A 26,673-nucleotide genomic window follows, 5' to 3' on the forward strand; every position below is an offset into this window, starting at 1 on the left:
GTTCGACAAACTGGGCTTGCCCAGGCTCTCATAACCTCAAGCGCTCGAACCGCCTGGTGCGGACCCGCATGCCCGGTGGTGTGGGAGGGGTGGAGTCGATAATGGCTCACCCCTATCCCGATTGCAGCTTGTTCCGGTAGATCCGACCCGCCTTCATCACCAGCCGCACGCCTTGCTCGGGCTGCTCCAGCATGGTCAGGCCCTGGCGCGGATCGCCATCAATCAGCAGCAGATCGGCATAGGCGCCAGGCTGAATGCGGCCGATGTCCCGCTCCTGACGCATCAGTTGCGCGGCAGTCCAGGTCGCACTCTGCAGAATCTCCAGCGGCGGCACGGCAGCTGCCCGCAGCGCAAACTCGCGGTTCTGGCGCGGCTGCATGTGACCCAGCAGATCGGTGCCGAAGGCCATCGGAATGCCCACAGAGCGCGCCAGACGGATGGCCTCTATGCCACGCGACTGCACCCGCTCCAGCTTGGCCAACATCTCGTCTGTCCAGCCCAGCCGAGCCCCCTCCTCGCCCAACGCCTCGTAGGTCGCCAAAGTCGGCACCAGATAAGCGCCATGGCGCTTCATCTCGCGGGCAGATTCTTCGTCAAGCAGATTGCCATGTTCGATCGAACGCACGCCGGCTTGCACCGCGCGGATGATGGAGCGCGGCGAGTAGGCATGCGCCAGCACGTAGAGATTGGCAGCATCGGCCTCCTCGCAGACGGCCGTCAATTCGGCCATCGAGTACTGAGTGCCGTCGATAGGATCGGTCGGGCTGGCAACGCCGCCGCCGGCCATCACCTTGATATGGTTGGCGCCGTTGCGCACCTGCTCGCGCACGGCGCGGCGCACTTCGGCATCACCATCGGCGATTGCACCGAACAGTCCCAGTCCAGCGCAGGTGCAGAAGATTTCTTTGGTGCCTTTGGGCCTGGCATCGGCATGACCGCCGGTCTGCGTAATCGGGTGGCCGGCAATAAACAGCCGCGGCCCATCGAACAGCCCGCGTTCGACCGCCTCCTGCAAGCCGAAATCTGCTCCGGCGGCATCGCGCACCGTGGTGTAGCCGCGTGCCAGCAGGCCTTCCAGCACGCCTTTGCTCTGCGCTGTGATGAGCGACGGCGGCTGGGCCGACAGGCGAAGCACATCGTGCGACACCGCCGTCACATGCACATGGGCGTCGATCAGGCCAGGCAGCATCACTCGGCCGCGGGCATCGATGTGTTGCGCCGCATCCTCCACCTGCAGAGGTTGCTGAGTCACATGGGCGATGCGCTGCCCCTCCACCACCACCGTGGTGTGCGGCTGCAGTTCGAGCGTGGCACTGTCGAACAGGCTGCAGTTGCTGATGACCAGGCGCTGGCTCATGGCAAGACCTTTGGGCAAGAGATCGAAGACACAGGCCTCGCTTTTGCCACAGCGCGGACATAAAAAAGCGGGGTTAGCCCCCGCCTTCGTCACCCAGGCGATGCAGATCGCCCGCCCTGCGGCTTCATCAGCCCAGCGCCAGACGCTCGCGCGCGGCCTGGTACTCGCGCGCCAGGCGCTCGACCAGCACGCGGGCCGGCACCACCTCGCGAATCGCACCGATGCCTTGTCCGCAGCCCCAGATGTCCTTCCAGGCTTTCTTGGCGTCACCGCCGAAGTTCATCTGGCTGGCATCACTCTCGGGCAGCTTATCGGGGTCCATGCCGGCCGCAACGATGGAGCCGCGCAGATAGTTGCCATGCACGCCGGTGAAGAGATTGCTGTAGACGATGTCGTCGCTGTTGCTGTCGACGATCATCTGCTTGTAGGCGTCCACCGCACGCGCCTCTTCAGTGGCGATGAAAGCCGAGCCGATGTAGGCAAAGTCCGCCCCCATGGCCTGCGCGGCCAGCACGGCATCGCCACTGGCAATCGAGCCGGACAGTGCTATCGGGCCGTCAAACCACTCGCGGATCTCCTGGATCAGCGCGAACGGGCTCTTCAAGCCCGCGTGGCCACCAGCACCGGCCGCCACCGCGATCAGGCCATCCGCGCCCTTCTCGATGGCCTTCTTGGCGAACTTGTTGTTGATGATGTCGTGCAGCACCACGCCACCCCAGGCATGCACGGCGGCGTTGACGTCTTCACGCGCGCCAAGCGAGGTGATGATGATGGGCACCTTGTACTTGGCGCAGACCTGCATGTCGTGCTCAAGCCGGTCATTGCTCTTGTGCACGATCTGGTTGATGGCGAACGGCGCCGCCGGCTTGTCCGGGTTGGCCTTGTTGTAGGCCGCCAGCGTCTCGGTGATCTCGGCCAGCCATTCGTCCAGCTGCTCGGCAGGACGGGCATTCAGCGCCGGCATCGAGCCGACGACGCCGGCCTTGCACTGCTCGATCACGAGCTTGGGATTGCTGATGATGAACAGCGGCGATCCGATGATGGGCAGGGGCAGGTTTTGCAGGATGGGAGGCAGTGCCACGCGAGTCTCCAATTGATGTCTATTCGGTGCCGGACAGGCTAGTGTGGTGACGGGGCGCAAAGGCCCCAATCACCTGGGCGACAGTCGAGCCCTCAGAAGGCCTCGAGCGGCAAGGCTGTCACGCTGTCTGCGCCTTCGACGATGGCATCGCGCAACCCGCCTGCACGGGTCAGGATGTGCTCGGCATAAAAGCGTGCCGTCGCGATCTTGGCGCTCATGAAGGCCACCTCTTCGCCTGCGGCCAGCTTGTCTTCCGCCACCATCAGCGCGCGCGCCATCTGCCAGCCCGCCACCAGATTGCCGGCCAGCATCAGATAGGGCACCGAGCCGGCGAACGCGGCATTCGGATTGCCCTTGCCCGAGCCGGCGATGAACTCGGCCGATTCCACAAAGGCCACGCGAGCTGCCGACAGGCGCTTGAGCATCACCGCTGCCGCAGCACTGCTGCGCTGAGCCAGCAACTGCTCGGTCGCCTCGATCTGCACAGCCACGGCCTTGGGCATCTGGGCGCCGTCGCGCAGGGTCTTGCGCCCGACCAGATCATTGGCCTGGATAGCAGTGGTGCCCTCGTAGATGGTCAGGATCTTGGCATCGCGGTAGTACTGCGCCGCACCGGTCTCCTCGATGAAGCCCATGCCGCCATGCACCTGCACGCCGAGGTCGGTGACCTCCAGACTCATCTCGGTGCTGTAGCCCTTGACCAGCGGCACCATGAACTCGTAGAAGGCCTGGTTCTGCTTGCGCGTGTCGGCATCAGGGTGGTGATGCGCTGCGTCGTAGGCCGACGCAGCCACCAGCGACATGGCACGGCAACCCTCGGTCAGCGCACGCATGGTCATCAACATGCGGCGCACATCCGGGTGATGGATGATGGCGGCGCTGCCGGCCACCGAGCCGTCCACCGGACGCGACTGCACGCGATCGCGCGCATAGCCCACGGCCTTCTGATAAGCGCGTTCCGCGATGGCGATGCCCTGAACGCCCACACCGAAGCGTGCGGCGTTCATCATGATGAACATGTATTCCAGGCCGCGGTTCTCCTGGCCGATCAGGTAGCCCACAGCACCACCGTGGTCGCCGAACTGCAGCACCGCCGTCGGGCTGGCCTTGATGCCCATCTTGTGCTCGATCGAGACGCAGTGCGCGTCATTACGCGCGCCCAGCGAGCCGTCCGCGTTGACCATGAACTTCGGCACGATAAAGAGGCTGATGCCCTTCACCCCTTCCGGCGCGCCAGCCACACGGGCCAACACCAGATGCACGATGTTCTCGGACATGTCGTGCTCGCCATAGGTGATGAAGATCTTGGTGCCAAAGATCTTGTAGCTGCCATCGGGCTGCGGCTCGGCGCGCGTACGCACCAGGGCCAGGTCCGAACCGGCCTGTGGCTCGGTCAGGTTCATCGTGCCGGTCCAGCTGCCGTCGATCAGCTTCGGAATGTAGGTGGCACGCTGCTCGTCGCTGCCCGCTGTCAGCAGGGCCTCGATCGCGCCGTCGGTCAGCAGCGGGCACAGCGCGAAGCTCATATTGGCGCTATTGATCATCTCGCCGCAGGCAGCACCGATGGTCTTGGGCAGGCCCTGGCCGCCAAACTCGCTCGGGTGTTGCAAGCCCTGCCAGCCGCCTTCGGCGAACTGGCGGAACGCATCCTTGAAGCCGGGCGTGGTGAAGACCTGGCCGTCCTTCCAATAGGACGGGTTCTTGTCGCCTTCCCAGTTCAGCGGGGCGATCACGTTCTCGTTGAGCTTGGCGCACTCTTCGAGCACAGCCTGTGCAGTCTCGATACCAGCATCGGCGAACTCGGGGATCTCGGTCAGGGTCTGCAGGCCGGCGAGTTCCTGCATATTGAACAGCATGTCCTTGACGGGGGCACGGTAAGTCATGTTCTTGTCTCCAGATACAACAAGGGCGCCGCGACCGCGAAGTCGGGCGCCCTGGGGCTCGCTAGACCAGCGAGGCTCAGAGGGCGTTCACCAACTCCGGCACGGCCGCAAACAGATCGGCTTCCAGGCCGTAGTCAGCCACCGAGAAGATCGGCGCTTCCGGATCCTTGTTGATCGCCACGATCACCTTGGAGTCCTTCATGCCAGCCAGGTGCTGAATGGCACCCGAGATACCCGCGGCGATGTAGAGCTGCGGCGCCACGATCTTGCCAGTCTGTCCAACCTGCCAGTCGTTGGGAGCATAGCCGGCGTCCACGGCGGCACGGCTGGCACCCAGTGCGGCGCCCAGCTTGTCGGCCAGCGGCGTCAGCACTTCATTGAACTTGTCGCTCGATCCCAGCGCGCGGCCACCCGAAACGATGATCTTGGCCGCGGTCAGCTCAGGGCGGTCGCTCTTGGTCACCTCACGGCCCACGAAGCGGCTCTTGCCGCTGTCGTCCGACGCCGCCAGGCTCTCGACGGCGGCGCTGCCGCCCGTGGCTGCTGCCGGGTCGAAGCCGGTGGTGCGCACGGTGAGGATCTTGGTGGCATCGCCGCTTTGCACGGTGGCAATGGCGTTGCCGGCGTAGATCGGGCGCTCGAAGGTGTCGGCGCTGATGACCTTGGTCACATCGCTCAACTGGCCCACATCCAGCAGGGCCGCCACGCGCGGCGCCACGTTCTTGCCCGAGGCCGTGGCCGGGAACAGGATGTGGCTGTAGTTGCCGGCGATGGCCAGCACTTGCGCGGCCAGGTTCTCGGCCAGGCCTTCGGCCAGGCTAGCGCCATCGGCGTGCAGCACCTTGGACACGCCGGCGATCTGGGCCGCAGCGGCAGCAGCTGCGCCAGCGTTATGGCCAGCCACCAGCACATGCACGTCGCCGCCACAGGCAGCAGCGGCGCTCACAGTGTTCAGGGTCGCGCCCTTGATGGACGCATTGTCGTGTTCGGCAATGACGAGTGCGGTCATGGTCAGATCACCTTGGCTTCAGTCTTGAGTTTCTGGACGAGCGTGGCCACATCGGCCACCTTGATGCCGGCGCTGCGCTTGGGCGGCTCGGCCACAGTCAGCGTCTTGATGCGCGGCGCCACGTCTACGCCCAGATCAGCCGGCTTGAGCACGTCGAGCTGCTTCTTCTTGGCCTTCATGATGTTGGGCAAGGTCACGTAGCGCGGCTCGTTCAGGCGCAGGTCGGTGGTGATGACGGCCGGCAGGCTGATGCTCAGCGTCTCCAGCCCCCCGTCGACTTCCCGCGTCACCGAGGCACGGCCGTCGGCCACTTCGACCTTGGAGGCGAAGGTCGCTTGTGGCAGACCCGCCAGCGCGGCCAGCATCTGGCCCGTCTGGTTGCAATCGTCGTCAATCGCCTGCTTACCGAGGATCACCAGCTGCGGCTGCTCCTTGTCCACCAGCGCCTTGAGCAGCTTGGCCACGGCCAGCGGCTGCAACTCGACATCGGTCTCGACCAGGATGCCGCGGTCCGCGCCGATGGCCATCGCAGTGCGCAGGGTCTCCTGGCACTGGGTGACGCCACAGGAAACGGCGATCACCTCAGTGACCACGCCCTTCTCCTTCAGACGCACCGCCTCTTCGACGGCAATTTCGTCAAAGGGGTTCATGCTCATCTTCACATTGGCCAGGTCGACGCCCGAGCCATCGCTCTTGACGCGAACCTTGACGTTGTAGTCCACCACTCGCTTGACGGGAACCAATACCTTCATCGAAGTGCTCCAGGATGAATTGACGTTTACGTTAACCGCGGATTCTACGGGCGCCCTCTGGCAAGACAGAGTCACCCAAGCGCCAAAACGACAAAAAATAGAACGACCGTTCTATTTTAACGACGCGGCGCGGCCCCGGCAGTGCGGCAACTAGACTGCCGATCCTGATGATCCGTGTGCACCAGCCTCCCATCGCCTGCATTGGCGTCTTCGACTCCGGCGTCGGCGGCCTGACCGTGCTGCGAGCCTTGCGGCGCGCACTGCCATTTGCGCCGCTGCATTACGTCGCCGATACCGCTTTCGCACCCTACGGCGAACGCCCCAGCGAATTCATCCAGCAGCGCAGTCTGGCCATTGCCGAGCATCTGTGGAATTCAGGCGCCAAGCTGCTGGTGGTGGCATGCAACACAGCCACCGCGCACGCCGTGACCACGCTGCGCCAACGCTGGCCGGACCGTCCGATCGTCGGCATCGAACCTGGCATCAAACCCGCCGTTGCTGCCAGCCGGAACAAGCGCATCGGCGTGCTGGCCACACCTGCAACGCTGGCCAGCGCACGCTATCAGGCGTTGCTGAGCGAGCATGCGCCTGAGGTGCAGGTCATCAGTCAGCCCTGCCCTGGCTTGGCCGGGCTGATCGAAACGGGACAGCTCGCAAGTCCTGCCCTGATTGAGCTCGTCGAGCGCTGCTGCGCTCCGCTGCGACAGTCCATGGTCGACACCGTGCTGATGGGCTGCACGCACTATCCCTTGATCCAAGCGCTGCTCCAGGAAAAGCTGGGCAGCGGGGTTCAACTGCTCAATGTCGAAGACGCCGTGGCCCGGCAAGCCCTGCGGTTCTGGGCCGCGAGTGACGACACGAAGTCTGCCTTTCTGAGGCTGGAAGCCACCGGCGAACTGACTGGCCTGCAAGCCTTGGCACCTGCTGCATTGGCCAACGCCCCGTTCACCCTCGACAAGGTCTCGATCTAGCTCGCGCTCATTCAGCCCGGGCCACGGCCTGGCCGCGCGCCACATCGACACCCGACAGGATCCACCAGCCCAGCAGAAAGAAGGCGCCCGTGCTGAGAATGGCCAAGCGATGGTTGCCATCGGTCAGCACAGTGACGATCCCGTAGCTCAGCGGCCCGATGATGGCCGCCAGCCGTGTGGCGAAGGCCCAAAGCCCGTAGAACTCAGCCAATCGGTCGGACGGAGTCAACGCGCCCACCAAGGCACGCCCGCAGGACTGGCTTGATCCCATGCACAGACCAGCCAGCACGGCAGCCATCCAGAACAGCCAGGGAACGGTGGCAACGAAGGCCAGCAGCGTCATGCCCGTCCACCCCGCCAGCGTGAATGCCAAGGCCCGTTGGTGGCCGACTCGGTCCTCGTAATAGCCGAACCCGAAGGCGCCCACCGCCGACGCAATATTGACCAGGAACACCAGAGCCATGGTCTGCGCCTGAGTGAAGCCCAATGTCTGCTCGGCATAGACCGCGGCCAATGCGATGACGACAGCGATCCCCGCCTGATAGCTGGTGCCGCACAGCAAAAACCGAAGAAAGTCCGGATAGCGCTTGGCCCGCGCCCAGGAAGCTCCAAGCCCGGCCCATGCCGACACCTTCAAGCGCGTCGCTGCAGCGGGCGCTGCCGAGCCACTGCTTCCGCGCTCACGCAGCAGCAAGAATGTCGGCAAGGCGGCAGCGGCGTAGACGGCCGCCGTGATGTACATGGTCACTGGAACGAACTCGGTGGCAGGAATGCCCGCTGCCTGCGCGTACAGCACATAGGCAAGGCTCAAGCCGAGCGCCAGCATCCCGCCGAAATAGCCGAAGGCCCAGCCCCACCCGGACACGCGTCCGAGCGAATCTCGCCGCGCCAGTTCGGGAAGGAATGCCGCAATCAAGGCCTCGCCGCAGGCATAGCAGGTATTGGAGATCACGACCGCGGCTGCGGCCCAGGCCAATTCACCTTGGCCCGCAAGCCCAAGGCCCACCGTCGAGGCCACGCAACCAAGGGTCATTAAGCCAAGCAGACGCTTCTTCGCAGAGCGTCGATCCGCATACGCACCCAACCCCGGCATGATCAGCATCACCAGCAGATTGGATAGCGCCAGCAGGCTGGTCCAGATCAGCGTCGCTGACGCTGCACCTTGTGCGATAACGCTGACGAAGTAGGCGTTGTAGACCGCCGTTAGCACTACCGTCGTGTACCCGGAATTGGCGAAGTCGTACATCGCCCATCCGAACACTTCGCGCTTGGCGACGCCATCGTTCAGCATGTCGCGGGCAAACAGAGCCATTGCTAACCCTCAGAGTGAATAGCGCCGCTGGTGCCCAGGACGGGACTCGAACCCGTACGCCCGATCAAGGGCCGCGGATTTTAAGTCCGCTGCGTCTACCAATTTCACCACCCGGGCGGCGCTGATGCGACGGCATTATCACCGTGCACCTCACATCGACAGGCGTCACCAGTCGCAAAGAAAAAAGGGGAAATCCGAAGACTTCCCCTTTTCACATTTGGAGCGGGTAACGAGGCTCGAACTCGTGACCTCAACCTTGGCAAGGTTGCGCTCTACCAACTGAGCTACACCCGCATTTCGCCTGACGTTTGGTGGCGTCAAGCCCGGCGCGAGCCGGTCTTCTGGAGCGGGTAACGAGGCTCGAACTCGTGACCTCAACCTTGGCAAGGTTGCGCTCTACCAACTGAGCTACACCCGCATGTCTTTGGAGGCGCGGGCCGGAGTCGAACCGACCTACACGGATTTGCAATCCGGTGCATAACCGCTTTGCTACCGCGCCCCAGAATCTCTTGGTTAGATTCCGACAGCGCTGCTGTCAGAAACAGCAGCTTCGATAAAAAAGGGAAGCCGGGGCTTCCCTTCGAAAACTGGAGCGGGTAACGAGGCTCGAACTCGTGACCTCGACCTTGGCAAGGTCGCGCTCTACCAACTGAGCTACACCCGCTTAGTTTCAACACACTGCACACAATGCAAACTCCCTGAGGACCTTGCGCTGCGCCGTCTGCGCTGAAGCTCATATTCTAAGCTGAAATTCTCGTCCCGCGCAAGCATTCTGCGCGGAACAATTCAAATCAGTCAGTGCTTGATGGACTCGCTGGTCGCATCAGCCTTTGCCACTTCGGCAGTCGCTGGCGCATCCTTGGCCACCGGCTCTTCATCCGGCAAAGCCTGAGGCACAGACTCAAGTGCGACTTCAAGCACTCGATCAATCCACCTGACCGGGACGATCTCAAGCTGATTCTTGACGTTCTCGGGAATGTCTTGAAGGTCCTTGACGTTCTCTTCCGGGATCATCACGGTCTTGATGCCACCGCGATGTGCCGCCAGCAACTTTTCCTTCAGCCCGCCGATCGCGGTCACTTCGCCACGCAGAGTAATTTCCCCAGTCATCGCGACATCGGCGCGAACCGGAATGCCCGTCAGCGCGGAGACAAAAGCGGTGGTCATCGCGATACCAGCACTCGGCCCGTCTTTCGGCGTGGCGCCGTCCGGCACGTGAATGTGCACATCTCGCTTCTCAAACGCCTCGTCCTTGATACCGAGTCGACGCGCCCGGGAGCGCACGACCGTACGGGCAGCTTCGACGGACTCCTTCATCACATCGCCCAATTGTCCGGTGCGGATGATGTTGCCCTTGCCCGGCATGGCCGTGGCCTCGATGGTCAGCAGATCGCCACCCACTTCGGTCCATGCCAAGCCAACCACTTGACCGACCTGGTTCGATTTCTCCGCCCGACCGAAGTCGTACTTGCGCACACCGAGGAAGTCATGAAGGTTCTCTTCCGTCACGACAACCTTGCCTTCGTAAGTCTTGAGCTGAATGCCCTTGACCACCTTGCGGCAAATCTTCGAGATCTCGCGCTCAAGCGAACGCACACCAGCTTCGCGCGTGAAGTAACGGATGATGCCGCGGATCGCGGACTCGGTGACATCCATCTCCTCGTCCTTGACGCCATTGTTCTCACGCTGCTTGGGCAACAGATAGCGTTGGGCGATGTTGACCTTCTCGTCCTCGGTATAACCGGACAGGCGGATCACTTCCATCCGGTCCAGCAGAGCCGGCGGGATGTTCATCGAGTTCGATGTCGCCACGAACATCACGTCAGACAGATCGAAATCGACCTCGACATAGTGGTCACCGAAGGTATGGTTCTGCTCCGGATCCAGCACCTCCAGCAGAGCCGAAGAAGGATCTCCGCGGAAGTCCATGCCGAGCTTGTCGATCTCGTCGAGCAGGAACAGCGGGTTGCGCGTGCCGACCTTGGACAGGCTTTGCAGCACCTTGCCCGGCATGGAGCCGATATAGGTGCGGCGGTGCCCACGAATCTCAGCCTCGTCACGCACACCGCCCAGGGCCATACGAACGAACTTGCGTCCGGTCGCCCGTGCCACGCTCTGTCCGAGCGAAGTCTTGCCGACGCCGGGTGGGCCGACCAGGCACAGGATCGGAGCCTTGACCTTCTCGACGCGCTGCTGAACAGCAAGATATTCAAGGATGCGATCCTTGACCTTCTCCAGACCGTAATGGTCTTCGTTCAGCACCGCTTCGGCGTTGGACAGATCGTGCTTGATCTTGGTCTTCTTGCTCCAGGGCAGATTGACCAGAGTCTCGATGTAGTTCCGAACCACCGTCGCTTCCGCCGACATCGGCGACATCAACTTCAGCTTCTTGAGCTCACCATCGGCCTTCTTGCGCGCCTCCTTGGGCATGCGAGCGGCTTGAATCTTCTTGTCCAGTTCGTCCAGGTCAGCGCCTTCATCGCCGTCGCCGAGCTCCTTCTGGATGGCCTTGACCTGCTCATTCAGGTAGTACTCGCGCTGGCTCTTCTCCATCTGGCGCTTGACGCGGCCACGGATGCGCTTTTCAACCTGCAGGATGTCGACTTCGTGTTCAAGCAGATCGAGCAGCTTTTCAAGCCGCTGGGAAACATCGGCCAGATCGAGTACCGACTGCTTGGCGTCGAGTTTGAGCGGCAGATGGGCGGCAATCGTGTCCGCCAGCCGACCGGCATCATCAATGCCTGCGATCGACGTCAAGATCTCCGGAGGGATCTTCTTGTTCAGCTTGACGTACTGGTCGAACTGCTGAGTCACGGCGCGGCGCAAGGCCTCGACCTCAGGCTTGGCGTCGGTCTCAGGCGGAATCGGCATCACTTCGGCAGTGAAGTGCTCTTCACCGTCGGTGATGGTTTGCGTGGTTGCGCGCTGCAAGCCTTCAACCAGCACTTTGACCGTGCCGTCAGGCAGCTTCAGCATTTGAAGGATGCTCGAGACGCAGCCGACCTCAAACATGTCGTCGGACTTGGGTTCGTCCTTGCCGGCGGCTTTCTGAGCCACCAGCATGATCTGGCGCCCGGCTTCCATCGCCGCTTCCAAGGCCTTGATGGACTTGGGGCGGCCGACGAAAAGCGGAATCACCATGTGCGGGAACACCACCACATCGCGCAGCGGCAGCAGCGGCATCGTGATGGGTTCTGCAGGCAGGATGGGATGACCGGACATTGAAAACCTCTCTTTCTCAGGCTCATCTGTGGCCTGAGCGGCTAAATGCAATACGCCGAATCAGCGGAATCGGCCTCAGGCGCTGGCTTTCGCCTGCTCCCGATAGACCAGCAGAGGTTTGGCATCCTCTTCGATGTTGTGCTCATCCAGCACAACCTTGGCCACGCCATCCATGGCGGGCAAGTCGAACATGGTGTCGATGAGTGACTGCTCCATGATGGAGCGAAGCCCTCGCGCGCCAGTCTTTCGCGCCAGCGCCTTGCGCGCGATGGCCGCCAACGCCGAAGGCCGAACCTCCAACTCGACGCCATCCATCGCGAACAGCTGCTGATACTGCTTGAGCAGGGCGTTCTTGGGCTCAGTCAGGATCTGAACCAGCGCGTCCTCAGTCAGTTCGCCCAAGGTCGCAACCACAGGCAGGCGACCGACCAATTCCGGGATCAGGCCGAACTTGATCAAGTCCTCAGGCTCGACCTCGCGGAAGACCTCGGACACGCGGCGCTCGCTCTTGGTCTTGACCGTTGCCCCAAAGCCGATACCAGACTTCTCTGAACGGTTCTGGATCACCTTCTCCAAACCGTCGAAAGCTCCCCCACAGATAAACAGGATGTTGGTCGTGTCAATCTGCAGGAAGTCCTGATTCGGATGTTTGCGGCCGCCTTGAGGCGGCACCGAGGCCATCGTGCCTTCAACCAGTTTCAGAAGCGCCTGCTGGACGCCTTCACCTGAAACATCGCGTGTGATCGAAGGGTTGTCGGCCTTGCGGGAGATCTTGTCGATCTCGTCGATGTAGACGATGCCTCGCTGAGCGCGCTCCACGTCGTAATTGCAGTTCTGCAGCAGCTTCTGAATGATGTTCTCGACATCCTCACCCACATAGCCTGCTTCGGTCAGCGTCGTGGCATCGGCGATGACGAAAGGCACATTGAGCAAGCGCGCCAATGTCTGCGCCAGCAAAGTCTTGCCTGAACCCGTCGGGCCGATCAGCAAGATATTGCTTTTTGAAAGCTCGACGCTTTCCTTGCTGTCCGCCATGTGGCGCAGACGCTTGTAGTGGTTGTACACAGCCACTGAGAGCGTGCGCTTAGCCACGTCCTGGCCAATAACATACTGATCCAGGCTCGCCTTGATCTCACTGGGAACAGGCAGGTCGGACTTGCTGGTGCGCGACGAGGCTGTCTCGGACGGCACTTCATCGCGAATGATGTCGTTGCACAGCTCAATGCACTCATCGCAAATGAACACCGACGGTCCGGCGATGAGCTTCTTCACCTCATGCTGGCTCTTGCCACAAAAGGAGCAGTACAGGACTTTCTCGCTGGAATTGCCTTTTTTCTCGGCCATGGATCTGCTTGACTGTTCAGGCGGTACTGCCTGTCTGGATGATAGTTCAAGCGCCGGAGTGGGCCTTTGCTCGATAAGGCCCGCCAACCGGCACCAGTTGGGTCCACTGGACCACGATGACATGGCTCAGGGGCGCTTTTCGATCACTTCGTCGATCAGACCGTAGTCCTTGGCCTCTGCGGCGGACATGAAGTAATCGCGCTCGGTGTCGTTCTGGATCTTCTCGAGGCTCTGGCCGCTGCGCTCGGCAAGGATGCGGTTGAGTTGCTCACGCGTCTTGAGAATCTCGCGGGCATGGATTTCGATATCCGTGGCCTGCCCCTGAGCCCCGCCCAGCGGCTGGTGGATCATGATCTTGGAGTTCGGCAACGCCAATCGCTTGCCCTTGGCGCCAGCGGCTAGCAAGAAGGCCCCCATGCTGGCGGCCATGCCCATGCACAAAGTCGAAACCTGCGGCTTGATGAACTGCATGGTGTCAAAGATCGACATCCCTGCTGAGACACTGCCGCCGGGCGAGTTGATGTACAAGAAAATGTCCTTGTCCGGGTTCTCGCTCTCGAGGAACAAGAGCTGCGCAACCACCAGATTGGCCGTTGCGTCATTGACCGGCCCGACCAGAAACACGATGCGCTCGCGCAGCAGACGGCTGTAGATGTCGTAGGCGCGCTCACCGCGGCCCGATTGCTCGATGACGATGGGCACCATGCCCAAGTTGCTAGTTTCCAGAGCGCTCATGAATTCCTCGTTGTGCGTGAGAGTCTTGATTATGTAGCGGCTGCAATGGCCTTGCCGCAAACGACAAGGGCGCCGGCCTCGCGGCGCGGCGCCCTTGCAAGGCGATCGCTGGGGCGATCAGCCGGCAGCAGCCATCAACTCATCGAACGGCAGGCTCTTGTCGACCACCTTGGCCTTGGCCAGAACAAAGTCGGTGACATTGTTCTCGATCACCACAGCCTCGACTTCGGCCAGACGCTCGCGGTCACTCAGGTACCAGCGCACGACCTCAGCCGGCTTCTCGTAGCTCTGCGACAGTTCTTCAATATGCGCCTGCAGTTGCTCGGGCTTGGCTTGCAGATTGTTTGCACGCACCAACTCAGCAACAACCAGCCCCAGACGAACACGCTTTTCAGCCTGCGGCTGGAAGATCTCGGCAGGAATCGGCGCTTTGTCCGCATCCTTGACGCCGCGCTTCTTCAGGTCTTCGCGGGCAGCACCCACCATACGCTCGGTCTCACCGTTGACCAGGGCCTTCGGCACGTCCAACTCGGCGACAGCAACGAGGGCATCCATGACGGCACCCTTGTTGCGGGCCAGCACGCGGAACTTGACCTCGCGCTCGAGGTTCTTCTTGATGTCGGCGCGCAGCGCTTCGATCGACGCTTCCTTGATGCCCAGCGACTTGGCAAAAGCCTCGTTCACTTCGGGCAGATGCTGCGCTTCGATCTTCTTAACCGTCACCAGGAAGTCGGCTTCCTTGCCTGCCACGTCTTTGCCGTGATAGTCCTCAGGGAAGGCCAAGGGGAAGGTCTTGGACTCACCCGACTTCATGCCGCGCACGGCCTTCTCGAAGGCTTCGAGCATCTGGCCTTCGCCCAGGATGAACTGGAAGCCTTCAGCCTTGCCGCCAGCGAAAGGTTCGCCGTCGATCTTGCCTTCGAAGTCGATGGAGACGCGGTCCCCGTCCACTGCAGCGTCGGCAGCAGCGCGCTGCGCAAAGCTGCGGCGCTGCTTGCGCAGGATTTCGACGGTCTTGTCGATGGCTTCTTCGGTCACTTCGCTAGCGACGCGCTCGACTTCTGCGGTCGCCAGGTCACCCAGCTTCACTTCCGGGTAAACCTCAAAGGTGGCATCGAATGCCATTTCGCCTTCGGCGGCATCGTCCTTCTGAGCAATGCTCGGCACGCCGGCCACACGCAGCTTGGCCTCATTGGCAGCGACGCTGAAGGCCTCGCCCAACTTGTCGTTCATGACTTCGTACTGAACCGAGTAGCCGTAGCGCTGAGCGACAACGCTCATTGGCACCTTGCCGGGGCGGAAGCCGTCGGCCTTGACGGTGCGTGCCAGCTTCTTGAGACGGTTCTCGACTTCGCTGTTGATGTCAGCGGCCGCCAGCGTGAGCGTGATGCGGCGTTCGAGCTTTTCGAGGGTTTCGACGTTGACAGCCATAGTTGACTCTGAACAAAGTTATCTGGTGCGCGGGGCCGGACTCGAACCGGCACGCCCGTGAAGGCGTCAGGACCTAAACCTGGTGCGTCTACCAATTTCGCCACCCGCGCGAGTGGAATCAAGTCAGTCTTGGTGCGAGCACCGCCACAGCCTTGAGGCATTTCGGCAAACCGGTGATTGTATCCACTGCGAGGCCGAAATTCGCCGCCCCGCAGAAAAGCCGCGGGGCGACGACTTCAGTGGTTCAAAAACGGGAGTTGCCGCCCGTGGGGCGCTTGATTCGGAACCACGCCGCGTACATCGCCGGCAGCGCAAGCAGCGTCAGCGCGGTAGCGACAATCAGACCGCCCATGATGGCGACGGCCATAGGCCCCCAGAACACTGAGCGCGACAAGGGGATCATGGCGAGCACGGCCGCCGCAGCGGTCAGCACGATAGGCCGGAAACGGCGAACCGAAGACTCCACGATCGCCGACCAGGCCGGCACGCCGCGCGCCCTGTCCTGCTCGATCTGGTCGATCAAGATCACGGAGTTGCGCATGATCATGCCCATCAGTGCGATCACGCCAAGCAGGGCCACAAAGCCGAACGGCCGATTCAGCAGCAGAAGGGCGCCTGCAACACCGGCAATCCCCAGCGGCCCGGTCAGGAACACCAGCATGGCTCGGGAGAAGCTTTGCAGCTGAAGCATCAGCAGGGTGAAGGTCAGGAACAGCATCACCGGCACGCCGGCAGCAATCGAACCCTGGCCCTTGCTGCTTTCCTCGACCGCGCCGGCAATCTCGATCCGGTACCCCTGTGGCATCTTGATCTGCAGCTCCTTGAGCGTCGGCCAGATTTGCGCGGTAACTGTCGCCCCCTGCACACCATCAACCACATCCCCCTGCACCGTCACAGCGTAGCTGCGCCCCTCGCGCCAGAGCACACCTGGCTCCCACTCGAAGCCGATCTTCGCAATCTGGGTCAGCGGAATGCTGCGCCCGCTTGCAGTGGGCAGATAGGCGCTACCCAGATCAGTGATGGCAGACCGCTCATCCAGAGGCTGGCGCAAGACGATGTCGATCAGCTTGTCCCCCTCCCGGTACTGTCCGATCGTCGTTCCAGACAGAATGGTGCGTGAGGCCTGCGCAATGCTCTGGCTGCTGACGCCGAGTGCACGGGCTTTGTCCTGATCGATTTCCAGTCGCAACGCCTTGATCGACTCGTTCCAGTTGTCATTGACGCCGCGCATGCTCGGATTGGCGCGCAGCACTTCCTTCACCTCATCGGCCCAACGGCGCACCTCCTTGGGGTTCTCGCCGATCACGCGGAACTGGACCGGATAAGGCACGGGGGGACCATTCGGCAACAGTTTGACCCGGCCGCGCGCCTCAGGAAACTCGCTCGCCAAAATCGTGGGCAGGGCCTTTCGCAAGCGTTCACGCTCTGTCAGATCCTTGGGCAACACGATGATCTGGCTGACGTTGGTCTGAGGGAAGATCTGATCTAGCGGCAAGTAAAAACGCGGCACTCCGCTACCCACCCAACTGGTCACCGTCTGCACGCCAGCGTCCGAGGCGATACGCTTTTCGAAACGCTCCACCAACGCCTTGCTCTGAAGAATGGTCGAGCCCTCTGGCAACCAAAGATCGACCAGCACCTCAGGACGGCTCGAGTCCGGGAAGAACTGCTGCTGCACCTTAGACATGCCCACCAAACCGAGCACGAACACCAGCACGGTGAAGGCAATCGTCTTCCATCGGTTTTCCACACACCAGCGAACCACGCTGCGGAAGCGGTTGTAGAACGGCGTGTCAAACAACTCGTGTGATTCGCCAGGCTTGGCCGCATGCGTGCGCAGCAGCAAAGCGCCCAGGTAGGGCACGAAGTAAACCGAGACAATCCACGAAATCACCAAGGCTGCGGCGGTCACAGCGAAGATCGCAAAGGTGTATTCACCCGTCATCGACTTGGCCATCCCAATGGGCAGGAAGCCAACCGCGGTGATCAAGGTGCCCGTCAGCATGGGCATGGCCGTTGCGTCATAGGCAAACGTGGCGGCATGCATCTTGTCGTAGCCCTCCTCGAGCTTACGCACCATCATTTCCACGGCGATGATGGCGTCGTCGACCAACAGGCCCAGCGCAATGATCAGTGAACCCAGCGAGATCTTGTGCAGGCCAACGCCCCAATAGAACATCGTCACGAAGGTAATCGCCAGCACCAGCGGAATCGTGATCGCGACAACCAAACCTGGCCAGATGTCGATGCGCAAGGGGCGCGTGTGCAGGCCCAGGGAGATGAAGCTGACCGCAAGCACGATCACCACCGCCTCGATCAGCACCTGCACGAATTCGTTGACCGAACGGGCCACGGCCTGCGGCTGATCCTGGACCTGAGCCAGTTCAAGTCCAACCGGCAGGCCTTGCTGGATCTGGGCCTTGGTGGCCTTCAGGGCCTTGCCCAGGGCGATGATGTCGCCACCTTTGGCCATCGACACGCCGAGCGCAAGAACGTCCTTGCCTTGGTGGCGGACCATGACCCCCGGTGGGTCGGCGTAATCCCGCTTGATCTGGGCAATGTCGCTGAGCCGCAAGTTGCTGGCTTGTCCGGTGGCCGGATTGATCGCGCGAATCGGGAAAGACTCCAGCGCCTGCACAGAGTTCAGCTGGCCCTGAACCCGCACCTGCAGATTGCCCGTGTCGGCGCTCAACACGCCCGCACCTTCAACTGCGTTCTGTGCACCCAGCTGCGCGATGATCTGGTTGAAGTCCAGACCCAGCTCAGCGAGCCGCTTCTGCGAAATTTCGATGAACAGCTTTTCCGGCTGCACCCCAAAGATTTCAACCTTCGCGACGCTCTTCACCTTCAGCATCTGGCCGCGCACCCGCTCGGCATACTCTCGCAATTCCTCGCGGCTGTAGCCTTCGCCTGAGAGCGCGAAGATGGAGCCGTAGACGTCGCCAAACTCGTCATTGAATCCTGGGCCGATCACCCCTTGCGGCAAGGTGTGACGCATATCGCCAAGCTTCTTGCGAACCTGGTACCAGACGCTTGGGACCTCTTCCGGGGGGGAGTTGTCCGCAATCTGCAGAATCGTCAGTGACTCGCCAGGCTTTGTGTAGGAGCGGATCTTGTCCGCATGAGGCACTTCCTGCAGTGTCTTCTCGATCTTGTCCGTCACCTGCTCAGCCATCTGCTGTGCGGTGGCGCCAGGCCAGTAAGCCGTCACCACCATGGCTCGGAAGGTGAAGGGGGGATCCTCATCCTGGCCAAGCTGGAAATAAGCCGCAAAGCCCATCACCATCAGCACGACCATCAGGTAGCGCGTCAACGCCGGGTGTTCAAGCGCCCAGCGCGATACATTGAAGCGCGAGACGAGGTGGTTCGAGTTGCTGCTGCTCATGCGACGCCCTTTCAGCGGGAAGCCGCGCTGGCGGGAACAGCAGGCGTCGCTGCAGCGTAGCGCCGCACCTTCTGACCTGGCGTCAGGACATGCACGCCGGCGGTAACGACCTCCTGACCAGGAACCAGACCTGAGGCAATCAGCACCTCATTGCCATCCGCGCCGCCAATCGTCACGGGCACCAGCTTGACCGTCAGGCTCTTGGCGTCCAGCAGCCACACAGCGCTCTTGCCTTGCTGCTCCAGCACCGCACTCAGGGGCAGCTTGATCGCCTGAGGCTGCTTGGGCAGTACCAGGCTGATACTCGCAGTTTGGCCAAGCCGGGCGTCCAGGCGCCCAGCCTCTGCCTTGACCAGGAAAGTCCGCGTCACAGGATCAGCCGCCGCCGACACCTCGCGCAGCTTGGCTGGCAGAACCTCCTGCCCTTCACCCCACATACGAACCGTCAAGGCACCTGGCTGGCTGGCCGCGGCTCGCAGCCTGGCAATCAGATGCTCCGGCACCGAGAAAACGATGTCCTTGGGGCCCTCATGCGCGATGCGCAACACCGGCGTTCCCGCACCGACCACCATGCCCGGCTCAGCGTCCACAGCCGTGACCACACCTGCAGTGTCGGCAACCAGATTGGTGTACGAAGCCTGGTTGAGCTGCGCATCGGCCTGGGCCTTGGCCTGATCCAGCTGCGCCTGAGCCGCCTTGAATGCGGCATCACGTCGCTCCAGTTCGGCCGCGCTGATGAAGCCCTGCTTGTGAAGGTCGATGAAGCGTTTGTAGTCGGCGCCAGCCTGGTCACGGTTGACGCGTGCGGCCTGCATTGCAGCCCGGGCGGCGTCCTGCGCCAGCAGCAGGTCCCGTGCGTCCAGTCGGGCGAGCACCTGGCCTGGCTTGACCACATCGCCCAGCCCCACACGCCGCTCTATGAGCTTGCCACCGACGCGGAAGGACAGACGCGACTCGGTGCGCGCGCGCAGTTCGGCGGCGAACTCCAAGGTATGTCCGGCGCTCTCGCCGGCGACCACCAGGGTGCGCACGGCGCGCTCGGGGTCGGGCTCCGGCGCCGGCTTGCTGCATGCCGTCAGGCCGGCGGCAAGCGCGAGCAATGCCAAGAAAGTCCAGCGTGGCTGGTGGGAGAGTGTGGGCATGAACAACCTCGTTTCGGGCCGTGACTCCGAGACTACCCTGGTGGAGTGTCCCCAAGAAGCATCCGACCGACCACAATTAACTGACTGACCGGTCAGTAATGTATTTGGCGTCCCGACGACTGTCAATCGCACGGCGACTGGCTCCAGCAAGGGATCGCCGTTCTCGCGCAGCAGACAGTCATCGTTCTCGACAGACAATTGCGGCGTGAGCATAGAGCACTACGAAAACTTTCCTGTCGCTTCATGGTTGTGTCCGCCCGCCCTGCGGCCACCGATCGTTGCCATCTATCACTTCGCCCGCACCGCAGACGACATCGCCGACGAGGGTGACGCAAGCACCGGCGAACGCTTGGCAAGCCTTCGGCGGTTCCGGGCCGACCTGCATGCCGTGGCAGCCGGAGGCAGCCCCAGTGCTGCTTGGGCTCAGACGGTCTTTCTGCCGCTGGGTGCCGCCATGCTTCAGTATCGGCTCCCCCTGCAACTACTTGAAGATCTGCTCGACGCCTTCGAGCAAGACTTGGTCAAGAATCGTTACCAGGACCGAGAGGATCTGGTGGACTACTGTCGTCGCTCGGCCAATCCGATCGGGCGCCTGCTGCTGCATCTATACGGCGTGAACGACAGCCTGGCCTTGCGGCGCTCTGACGCCATCTGCACCAGCCTTCAACTGATCAACTTCTGGCAGGACGTCAGCCGTGACGGCCCCCGTGGCCGTGTCTACGCGCCGCAAGCGGACTTGGCTCGCTACGGCGTCAGCACTGATGAGTTTGCCGCGTGCCGCGACAGCGCTGCAGCACGCTCAGTGCTGCGCGATCTGTGCCATTGGGCAGAGCAGTCGATGCACGATGGCGCGCCACTGGTGCATCAGTTACCTGGTCGAGCCGGCTGGGAATTGAGGTTGGTTGTGCAGGGAGGCCTGCGCATTCTTGCGAGAATCCGGGCCATGGATCACGCCAGCCTTCTGCACCGCCCTCAACTCGGTGCGTTCGACCTTCCCGCCCTGTTCTGGAGCGCAGCGCGCATGACCAGGACCAGTACTTCGACATCGTCCGCAACGGAGGCGCCGTGACGCCTCAACAGTACTGCCAAGACAAGGCCGCCCAGAGTGGATCCAGCTTCTATTACGCCTTCCTGTTCCTGCCGCCCCAGCGACGTGCAGCCATCACCGCCTTCTATGCCTTTTGTCGCGAAGTGGATGATGTCGTCGACGAGACGCAGGACAGCGGTGTCGCGGCGACCAAGCTCGCTTGGTGGCGCAAGGAGGCGACGTCCGCCTTCGCCGGCCATCCCACCCACCCCGTGATGCTTGCACTGATGGCGCATGTGCAGGCTTTCGACATCCGGCTGGAGCATCTGAACGCCGTGATCGACGGCTGCCAGATGGACCTGGAACAGACGCGCTACTTGGACTTCCCGGGACTTCAACGGTATTGCCATCTGGTGGCAGGCGTCGTCGGCGAGGTGGCCAGCAACATTTTCGGCCGCTGCGATCCGGCCACGACCGCCTACGCCCACAAACTCGGGCTGGCCATGCAGTTGACCAACATCATTCGTGATGTCGGTGACGACGCACGACGCGGCCGCATCTATCTGCCGGTCTCGGAGCTCCAACAGTTTGACGTCAAGGCCCATGAAATCCTGAAGCGCCAGAGCCCCTGGGGCTATAGCGATCGCTTCCTGGCTTTGATGCAGTTCCAGGCCCAGCGCGCTCACAGGCTCTACGACGAAGCATTGGGCCTGCTCCCCGAAACCGACAGGCAGGCGCAGAAGCCAGGCCTGATGATGGCCAACATCTATCGCGCCTTGCTGCGAGAGATCGAGGCCGAGCAGTTCCAGGTTCTGCATCAACGCATCTCACTGACACCGCTTCGCAAGCTGTGGATCGCGATGCGCACCAACTGGCGCGGCCGATGAGCGCCAATACCCTAGCCGTCATCGGTGGCGGCTGGGCTGGCATTGCCGCGGCGGTCACAGCCCGACGTGCCGGCTGGCAAGTGAGCTTGTACGAGATGGCGCCACAACTGGGTGGGCGCGCGCGCAGCTTCGGCGCCGCTCCTCAGTTTGACAACGGGCAGCACATCCTGATCGGTGCGTATGTTGACACCCTCAACTTGATGCGAACCGTCGGCGTCGACATCGAGCAGGCTTTGCTGCGGCGCCCTCTCACGCTGCAATACCCCGACGGCAGCGGGTTGCGCCTGCCGCCCGGCCCAGCCCTGTTGTCATTCGCTCGCGCCGTGCTGAGCAATCGTGCGTGGTCCTGGCCCGTTCGCATCCGCCTGCTTCAAGCCTGCAGCAGTTGGGCCATACAGGGCTTCCAGTGCGATGCTTCGTTCAGCGTTCGCCAGCTCTGCCACAGGCTGCCGCAACAGCTGATGGCTGACTTGGTCGACCCCTTGTGCGTCGCGGCCCTCAACACGCCGGCCAGCGAAGCAAGTGCGGCGGTGTTCCTGCGGGTACTGAAGGACGCCTTGTTCCGCGGCCCTGGTGCGTCTGATCTGCTGCTACCGCGCACGCCGCTGAGCCAGCTACTGGCGCAGCCCGCAGAGAACTGGCTGCGAGAACAAGGCTGCGAATTGCTCTTGGCACACCGCGTAAGCTCGCTGGCCGCGCGGCAGAATGGCGGCTGGACAGTGGATGACAAGGCTTTCGACCGAGTCATCCTGGCCTGCAGCTCAGTCGAGGCCGCACGCCTTGCCGAGCCCATCGCCCCAGACTGGGCCCGGACTGCGGAAGCCTTGCGCTTCGAGCCCATCATCACCGTCTATCTGGAAAGCCCGGGCAGTCGCTTTCCAGCGCCGATGATGGCCCTGCGAGAAAGTGATGAAGCGCCGGCACAGTTCGCCTTTGACCTGGGCCAGCTCGGCCTGGCGCCTGGTCGTTTCGCCTTTGTCATCAGCGGAGCATCGCTCTGGACCGAGCGCGGGCTGGACGCAGCGGGCGAAGCGACGTTGGCACAGGCCCGCAAGGCGCTGGATTGGCTAAGTCCGCCGCAACTGCTGAAGACCTTGGCAGAGAAGCGCGCCACCTTCGCTTGCACGCCCGGGCTGCAGCGGCCTGATCCGCAGCTCACCGCGGGTCTCTGGGCTGCAGGTGACTACGTGGACGGCCCCTACCCTGCCACGCTTGAAGGTGCGGTTCGATCAGGGCTTGCTGCGGCGGATGGGCTGGGCGCCGCTTGGCAAAACTCCGCAGCCCGCTGACAACAGCTTGGCTCCCATTGCATTTCGCGATGCAAAATGACTGAGAGTTCGCGCACAATGGCGCCATGAAGAGCAGAGAGAACGCGACCCCCGCCATTCAAGTTCTGGAGCGCGCATTTGCCTTGCTGGACGTGTTGGCCAGCCATCAGGACCCGGTCTCCTTGAAAGAGATCAGCGAAACCACCGGCCTGCACCCATCCACCGCGCACCGAATCCTCAATGACCTGACCATCGGTCGCTATGTGGACCGCCCCGAGGCTGGCAGCTACAGGCTGGGCATGCGGCTGCTCGAATTGGGCAACCTGGTGAAGGCGCGGCTCGATGTGCGCGACGCAGCCCTCGGACCGATGCGAGAGCTGCACAAGTTCACCCACCAGCCGGTGAACCTGTCAGTGCGGCAAGGTGATGAGATTGTCTATATCGAGCGCACCTACAGCGAGCGTTCTGGGATGCAGGTGGTACGGGCAGTCGGCGGCCGGGCTCCGCTGCACCTGACCTCGGTTGGCAAACTGTTTCTCGCCGCAGACGACCCGCAGCGCGTGCGCGCCTATGCAACTCGCAGCGGCCTGGCGGGACATACACGCAACAGCATCACCGAGCTCATCGCACTGGAGCGAGAGATGTCGACCGTCCGCCAGCGCGGCGTCGCTCGGGACGACGAAGAACTAGAACTCGGGGTTCGCTGCATGGCTGCAGGCATCTTTGACGACCAAGGCAAGCTGATCGCCGGTCTGTCGATCTCCGCACCAGCGGATCGCCTTGAAGAGAGTTGGGTGGCCCGACTCAAGGACACGGCAAGCCAGATTTCGGCCGCACTAGGCTACCGGGGCTGAGCCCGGCGCTGACACGCCGGCCCGCACAGGCTTGCGCCTTCTCAGCTGCTGGTGGAAACCGGGCGAAAGGTCTCAGTCGGCTGGGTGCTGATCCATTTGCGCACCCGCTCGGCATCGCCGATTCGCGAGTACTTGCCGGTCGAATCCAAGAACACCATGATCAGCTTGCGCCCCGCCAGTTGCGCCTGCATGACCAAGCACCGCCCAGCTTCCGCGATGTAACCGGTCTTCTGCAGACCGATATCCCAGCTAGGACTGCGAACCAGGCCGTTGGTGTTGTGGAACTGCATCTGGCGGCGGCCCACGGCGACCTGGTGCTCGGGCGACGTCGACAACTCGCGCAGCAAATGGTGCTCATGCGCTGCCTTGACGAGCACAGCCAAGTCCTTCGCGCTGGACTGATTCCGGCTCGACAACCCTGTCGGCTCCACATAGTGTGTGTCCGTCATGCCCAAGGCCTTGGCTTTCAGGTTCATGGCCGATGCAAAGGCAGCCAGGCCGCCCGGGTAATGGCGCCCCAGGGCATTTGCGGCGCGATTCTCGGAAGACATCAACGCGAGATGGAGCATCTCACCACGCGTGAGCCGGGTGCCGACGGCCAGACGCGACCGGCTTCCCTTTTCAGTATCGATATCCTCTTCCGTCACCGTCAGCATGTCATCCAGCGACAAGCCAGCTTCGACAACCACCAAGGCCGTCATCAGCTTAGTGATCGACGCGATCGGCAGCACCGCCTGTGAGTTCTTGGACAGCAGCACCTCGTTGGTGTCCTGATCCATCACCAGCGCAACGCTTGACTTCAGGTCCAGCGGATCGCTGACCGAGTGCAAACCATAGATCTGCCCGAAAGAGGGCTTGGCCGCCACTACCGCCGCTGTGGCGGTCGCCGCGGCAGCCACCTTGACCTTGCTTGGCGTGCGCGCGCTTCGCTTCGGCGCCGGCTTGGCCTTGCGAACTGTCCGACTGCTCGCCTCCGATGCTTTAGCACTCTGACCCGCAGCATGTGCCGTCGCTGTCAGCGTGACCGAGCTGCCAACGGCAATAACGCTGCCCACGAGGGCAACGGACAACAGGTTAAAGAGCTTCTTCTTCAATCCGACCTCCAACGACAGCTCAGTCAGTTTAGGGGATAGAAAAAAGTGAGGCAAGACAAAAACTTAGCGGCGAGATCTAAAGCCAGCTCTAGCGAGCATTACAACAAGCCGTCGAGCTTGCTCTGGATCTCTCCGCGAGGCATCTACCCTGCCACGGCTGCGCAGCGTCTCAGCCTTGCACAGCGGCTTGCTCAGCCTTGCGCTGCCACGCGCTCGGTCTTGCTTTGCAGCTTGTTCAAGGCAGACAAATATGCCTTGGCCGATGCCACCACGATATCGGGATCGGCCCCGACGCCGTTGACCACCCGCCCGGCATGTTGCAGCCGCACCGTCACTTCGCCTTGCGATTCTGTGCTTCCGCTGGTGATAGCGTTCACCGAATAGAGCAGCAACTCGGCACCACTTTCAATCTTCGACTCGATGGCCCGTAGGCTGGCGTCGACCGGACCATTGCCATCACTTTCCGCCTTGTGCTCGACGCCACCGGCCGAGAAGACCACGCTGGCATGCGGCCGCTCGCCAGTTTCAGAGCGCTGCGACAGCGAAAGCAGGCGGAAGTGCTCCTGCTCAGAAGTGACCGACTCATCCATCACCAGCGCAATGATGTCCTCATCGAAGATCTCGTTCTTGCGGTCGGCCAAGTCCTTGAAACGCACGAACGCCGCGTTCACTTCGGCCTCGGACTCCAGCTCGATGCCCAGCTCCTGCAGGCGCTGCTTGAATGCATTGCGCCCGCTGAGCTTGCCCAGAACGATCTTGTTGGCACTCCAGCCCACATCCTCTGCACGCATGATCTCGTAGGTATCCCGCGCCTTCAGCACACCGTCCTGGTGGATGCCTGAAGCGTGGGCAAAGGCATTGGCCCCGACAACGGCCTTGTTGGGCTGAACCACGAACCCCGTCGTCTGCGACACAAGGCGCGAAGCTGGCACGATCTGCGACGCATCAATCCCGACATCCAGCCCAAAGTAGTCGCGACGCGTCTTGATGGCCATCACCACCTCTTCCAGTGAGCAGTTGCCCGCCCGCTCGCCCAGCCCGTTGATCGTGCATTCAATCTGGCGCGCGCCGCCAATCTGCACGCCGGCCAAGGAATTGGCCACCGCCATTCCCAGGTCATTGTGACAATGCACGGACCAGACTGCCTGGTCGGAATTGGGAACCTTTTCGCGCAGCGTCTTGATGAAGTTGCCGTACAGCTCCGGCACGGCATAGCCCACGGTGTCCGGAATGTTGATCGTACCTGCACCCTCGGCGATGACAGCCTCGATCACCCGCGCCAAGAAGTCCATATCTGATCGATAGCCATCCTCAGGCGAGAACTCCACATCGCCCGTGAGGTTACGTGCAAATCTCACCGCCAGCTTGGCCTGCTCCAGCACCTGTTCACGCGTCATGCGCAGCTTCTTCTCCATATGCAACTCGCTGGTCGCAATGAAGGTATGAATCCGCGACCGCGCCGCACCCTTCAGCGCCTCGGCTGCGCGGGCGATATCTCGGTCATTGGCCCGCGCCAGCGAGCAGATCGTGCTCTCCCGCACCGCATCTGCAATCGCCTTGACCGCCTCGAAGTCACCATTGCTGGACGCTGCGAAGCCGGCTTCGATCACGTCCACGCGCATGCGCTCCAACTGACGCGCAATGCGTAGCTTCTCGTCCTTCGTCATCGAGGCGCCGGGCGACTGTTCGCCATCGCGCAATGTGGTGTCGAAGATGATCAGCTTGTCAGCCATGGGGGTCTCCGTGAAAGGCTAGTTGCAGAAAACAACACGGCCCGCGAAGCAGATGCTTGGCGGGCCGTTGATGCAGGAATCCTGTAGACGTGTGCAGTCAGCGCGCCCGGGGCACGGTGGCTAGTAGCAGCAACGCGAATGCGAAATGCGACGTCATGTGGACCAATATAGCACGCAAGCTCGGGC

Annotated in this window: 19 protein-coding genes and 6 tRNA genes; 5 read left to right on the forward strand and 20 right to left on the reverse strand. The window is 62.3% G+C overall.

All coding sequences use genetic code 11. From position 1 onward, the window contains the following. Positions 1-112 precede the first annotated feature (112 nt). From ACIQ67_RS00005 to ACIQ67_RS00025, 5 genes are all read right to left on the reverse strand, one after another. Positions 113-1,357 (reverse strand): amidohydrolase family protein, encoded by a 1,245-nt coding sequence (locus ACIQ67_RS00005; RefSeq protein WP_397532290.1) that lies wholly within the window; start codon positions 1,355-1,357, stop codon positions 113-115. 127 nt (positions 1,358-1,484) lie between these two features. Continuing rightward, complete coding sequence (locus ACIQ67_RS00010) at positions 1,485-2,438, reverse strand: NAD(P)H-dependent flavin oxidoreductase (protein ID WP_397532291.1); 954 nt, start codon at positions 2,436-2,438, stop codon at positions 1,485-1,487. 92 nt (positions 2,439-2,530) lie between these two features. Further along, positions 2,531-4,321 (reverse strand): acyl-CoA dehydrogenase, encoded by a 1,791-nt coding sequence (locus ACIQ67_RS00015; protein ID WP_397532292.1) that lies wholly within the window; start codon positions 4,319-4,321, stop codon positions 2,531-2,533. 76 nt (positions 4,322-4,397) lie between these two features. Continuing rightward, the gene (locus ACIQ67_RS00020; protein ID WP_397532293.1) at positions 4,398-5,330 is read right to left on the reverse strand and encodes an electron transfer flavoprotein subunit alpha/FixB family protein; all 933 of its coding nucleotides are present in this window, start codon (positions 5,328-5,330) and stop codon (positions 4,398-4,400) included. 2 nt (positions 5,331-5,332) lie between these two features. Further along, entirely contained in the window at positions 5,333-6,082 is a 750-nt protein-coding gene (locus tag ACIQ67_RS00025; protein ID WP_397532294.1) for an electron transfer flavoprotein subunit beta/FixA family protein, read from the reverse strand. A 167-nt stretch (positions 6,083-6,249) separates the two neighbouring features. Here ACIQ67_RS00025 and murI point away from each other — a divergent pair, with 167 nt between their 5' ends. Next, positions 6,250-7,053, forward strand: coding sequence for a glutamate racemase (murI, locus tag ACIQ67_RS00030; protein WP_397532295.1), 804 nt, complete (start codon positions 6,250-6,252; stop codon positions 7,051-7,053). A 7-nt stretch (positions 7,054-7,060) separates the two neighbouring features. On the opposite strand, the gene ACIQ67_RS00035 is transcribed toward murI, so the two are convergent. From ACIQ67_RS00035 to ACIQ67_RS00095, 13 genes are all read right to left on the reverse strand, one after another. Further along, positions 7,061-8,365 carry an MFS transporter gene (locus tag ACIQ67_RS00035; protein ID WP_397532296.1) on the reverse strand — a complete coding sequence of 435 codons (1,305 nt, stop codon included), beginning with the start codon at positions 8,363-8,365 and terminating at the stop codon, positions 7,061-7,063. A gap of 28 nt (positions 8,366-8,393) precedes the next feature. Continuing rightward, positions 8,394-8,482, reverse strand: a tRNA-Leu gene (locus ACIQ67_RS00040). Between the two features lie 101 nt (positions 8,483-8,583). Next, positions 8,584-8,659 (reverse strand) — tRNA-Gly (locus ACIQ67_RS00045). 48 nt (positions 8,660-8,707) lie between these two features. Continuing rightward, a tRNA-Gly gene (locus tag ACIQ67_RS00050) sits at positions 8,708-8,783 on the reverse strand. 7 nt (positions 8,784-8,790) lie between these two features. After that, positions 8,791-8,864 (reverse strand) — tRNA-Cys (locus ACIQ67_RS00055). 89 nt (positions 8,865-8,953) lie between these two features. Next, a tRNA-Gly gene (locus tag ACIQ67_RS00060) sits at positions 8,954-9,029 on the reverse strand. Between the two features lie 131 nt (positions 9,030-9,160). Beyond that, a complete protein-coding gene (lon, locus tag ACIQ67_RS00065; RefSeq protein WP_397532297.1) occupies positions 9,161-11,587 on the reverse strand; it encodes an endopeptidase La in 2,427 nt (808 codons plus the stop codon). A gap of 75 nt (positions 11,588-11,662) precedes the next feature. Continuing rightward, a complete protein-coding gene (gene clpX / locus ACIQ67_RS00070) occupies positions 11,663-12,931 on the reverse strand; it encodes an ATP-dependent Clp protease ATP-binding subunit ClpX (RefSeq protein ID WP_397532413.1) in 1,269 nt (422 codons plus the stop codon). Between the two features lie 126 nt (positions 12,932-13,057). Next, a complete protein-coding gene (gene clpP, locus ACIQ67_RS00075) occupies positions 13,058-13,666 on the reverse strand; it encodes an ATP-dependent Clp endopeptidase proteolytic subunit ClpP (protein ID WP_397532298.1) in 609 nt (202 codons plus the stop codon). A gap of 117 nt (positions 13,667-13,783) precedes the next feature. Next, complete coding sequence (gene tig / locus ACIQ67_RS00080) at positions 13,784-15,097, reverse strand: trigger factor (protein WP_397532299.1); 1,314 nt, start codon at positions 15,095-15,097, stop codon at positions 13,784-13,786. Positions 15,098-15,120: 23 nt separating this feature from the next. Next, positions 15,121-15,207 (reverse strand) — tRNA-Leu (locus tag ACIQ67_RS00085). 134 nt (positions 15,208-15,341) lie between these two features. Further along, a complete protein-coding gene (locus ACIQ67_RS00090; protein WP_397532300.1) occupies positions 15,342-18,482 on the reverse strand; it encodes an efflux RND transporter permease subunit in 3,141 nt (1,046 codons plus the stop codon). Between the two features lie 11 nt (positions 18,483-18,493). Further along, entirely contained in the window at positions 18,494-19,624 is a 1,131-nt protein-coding gene (locus ACIQ67_RS00095; RefSeq protein WP_397532301.1) for an efflux RND transporter periplasmic adaptor subunit, read from the reverse strand. A 205-nt stretch (positions 19,625-19,829) separates the two neighbouring features. Between ACIQ67_RS00095 and hpnC the strand changes: the two genes are divergently transcribed. The 4 genes from hpnC to ACIQ67_RS00115 all read left to right on the forward strand — a co-directional run bounded on the left by hpnC (position 19,830) and on the right by ACIQ67_RS00115 (position 23,660). Continuing rightward, a complete protein-coding gene (hpnC, locus tag ACIQ67_RS00100) occupies positions 19,830-20,693 on the forward strand; it encodes a squalene synthase HpnC (RefSeq protein ID WP_397532302.1) in 864 nt (287 codons plus the stop codon). Next, on the forward strand, positions 20,690-21,538 hold the full coding sequence (gene hpnD, locus ACIQ67_RS00105; RefSeq protein WP_397532303.1) for a presqualene diphosphate synthase HpnD: 849 nt from the start codon (positions 20,690-20,692) through the stop codon (positions 21,536-21,538). The genes hpnC and hpnD overlap by 4 nt, the downstream gene beginning before the upstream one ends. Beyond that, the gene (hpnE, locus tag ACIQ67_RS00110) at positions 21,535-22,827 is read left to right on the forward strand and encodes a hydroxysqualene dehydroxylase HpnE (protein WP_397532304.1); all 1,293 of its coding nucleotides are present in this window, start codon (positions 21,535-21,537) and stop codon (positions 22,825-22,827) included. The genes hpnD and hpnE overlap by 4 nt, the downstream gene beginning before the upstream one ends. Before the next feature lie 65 nt (positions 22,828-22,892). Continuing rightward, on the forward strand, positions 22,893-23,660 hold the full coding sequence (locus ACIQ67_RS00115; RefSeq protein ID WP_397532305.1) for an IclR family transcriptional regulator: 768 nt from the start codon (positions 22,893-22,895) through the stop codon (positions 23,658-23,660). A gap of 41 nt (positions 23,661-23,701) precedes the next feature. Here ACIQ67_RS00115 and pbpG read toward each other — a convergent pair whose 3' ends face one another. Both pbpG and ACIQ67_RS00125 read right to left on the reverse strand, forming a co-directional pair. Further along, positions 23,702-24,754: a D-alanyl-D-alanine endopeptidase gene (gene pbpG, locus ACIQ67_RS00120; protein WP_397532306.1), complete on the reverse strand. Its 1,053-nt coding sequence runs from the start codon at positions 24,752-24,754 to the stop codon at positions 23,702-23,704. A 191-nt stretch (positions 24,755-24,945) separates the two neighbouring features. Continuing rightward, positions 24,946-26,487, reverse strand: coding sequence for a 2-isopropylmalate synthase (locus tag ACIQ67_RS00125; RefSeq protein ID WP_397532307.1), 1,542 nt, complete (start codon positions 26,485-26,487; stop codon positions 24,946-24,948). Positions 26,488-26,673 lie beyond the last annotated feature (186 nt).

The organism is Roseateles sp. (assembly GCF_044373315.1).
Classification (GTDB): Bacteria; Pseudomonadota; Gammaproteobacteria; order Burkholderiales; family Burkholderiaceae_C; genus JACDQM01.

Excerpts from the sequence above, each read along its gene's own strand:
- clpP (WP_397532298.1), bottom strand. The coding sequence starts at position 13,666 with ATGAGCGCTCTGGAAACTAGCAACTTGGGCATGGTGCCCATCGTCATC.
- hpnE (WP_397532304.1), top strand. The coding sequence starts at position 21,535 with ATGAGCGCCAATACCCTAGCCGTCATCGGTGGCGGCTGGGCTGGCATT.
- ACIQ67_RS00095 (WP_397532301.1), bottom strand. The coding sequence starts at position 19,624 with ATGCCCACACTCTCCCACCAGCCACGCTGGACTTTCTTGGCATTGCTC.
- clpX (WP_397532413.1), bottom strand. The coding sequence starts at position 12,931 with ATGGCCGAGAAAAAAGGCAATTCCAGCGAGAAAGTCCTGTACTGCTCC.
- ACIQ67_RS00035 (WP_397532296.1), bottom strand. The coding sequence starts at position 8,365 with ATGGCTCTGTTTGCCCGCGACATGCTGAACGATGGCGTCGCCAAGCGC.
- ACIQ67_RS00020 (WP_397532293.1), bottom strand. The coding sequence starts at position 5,330 with ATGACCGCACTCGTCATTGCCGAACACGACAATGCGTCCATCAAGGGC.
- murI (WP_397532295.1), top strand. The coding sequence starts at position 6,250 with ATGATCCGTGTGCACCAGCCTCCCATCGCCTGCATTGGCGTCTTCGAC.
- tig (WP_397532299.1), bottom strand. The coding sequence starts at position 15,097 with ATGGCTGTCAACGTCGAAACCCTCGAAAAGCTCGAACGCCGCATCACG.
- ACIQ67_RS00115 (WP_397532305.1), top strand. The coding sequence starts at position 22,893 with ATGAAGAGCAGAGAGAACGCGACCCCCGCCATTCAAGTTCTGGAGCGC.
- ACIQ67_RS00125 (WP_397532307.1), bottom strand. The coding sequence starts at position 26,487 with ATGGCTGACAAGCTGATCATCTTCGACACCACATTGCGCGATGGCGAA.
- ACIQ67_RS00025 (WP_397532294.1), bottom strand. The coding sequence starts at position 6,082 with ATGAAGGTATTGGTTCCCGTCAAGCGAGTGGTGGACTACAACGTCAAG.
- ACIQ67_RS00015 (WP_397532292.1), bottom strand. The coding sequence starts at position 4,321 with ATGACTTACCGTGCCCCCGTCAAGGACATGCTGTTCAATATGCAGGAA.
- lon (WP_397532297.1), bottom strand. The coding sequence starts at position 11,587 with ATGTCCGGTCATCCCATCCTGCCTGCAGAACCCATCACGATGCCGCTG.
- ACIQ67_RS00005 (WP_397532290.1), bottom strand. The coding sequence starts at position 1,357 with ATGAGCCAGCGCCTGGTCATCAGCAACTGCAGCCTGTTCGACAGTGCC.
- ACIQ67_RS00090 (WP_397532300.1), bottom strand. The coding sequence starts at position 18,482 with ATGAGCAGCAGCAACTCGAACCACCTCGTCTCGCGCTTCAATGTATCG.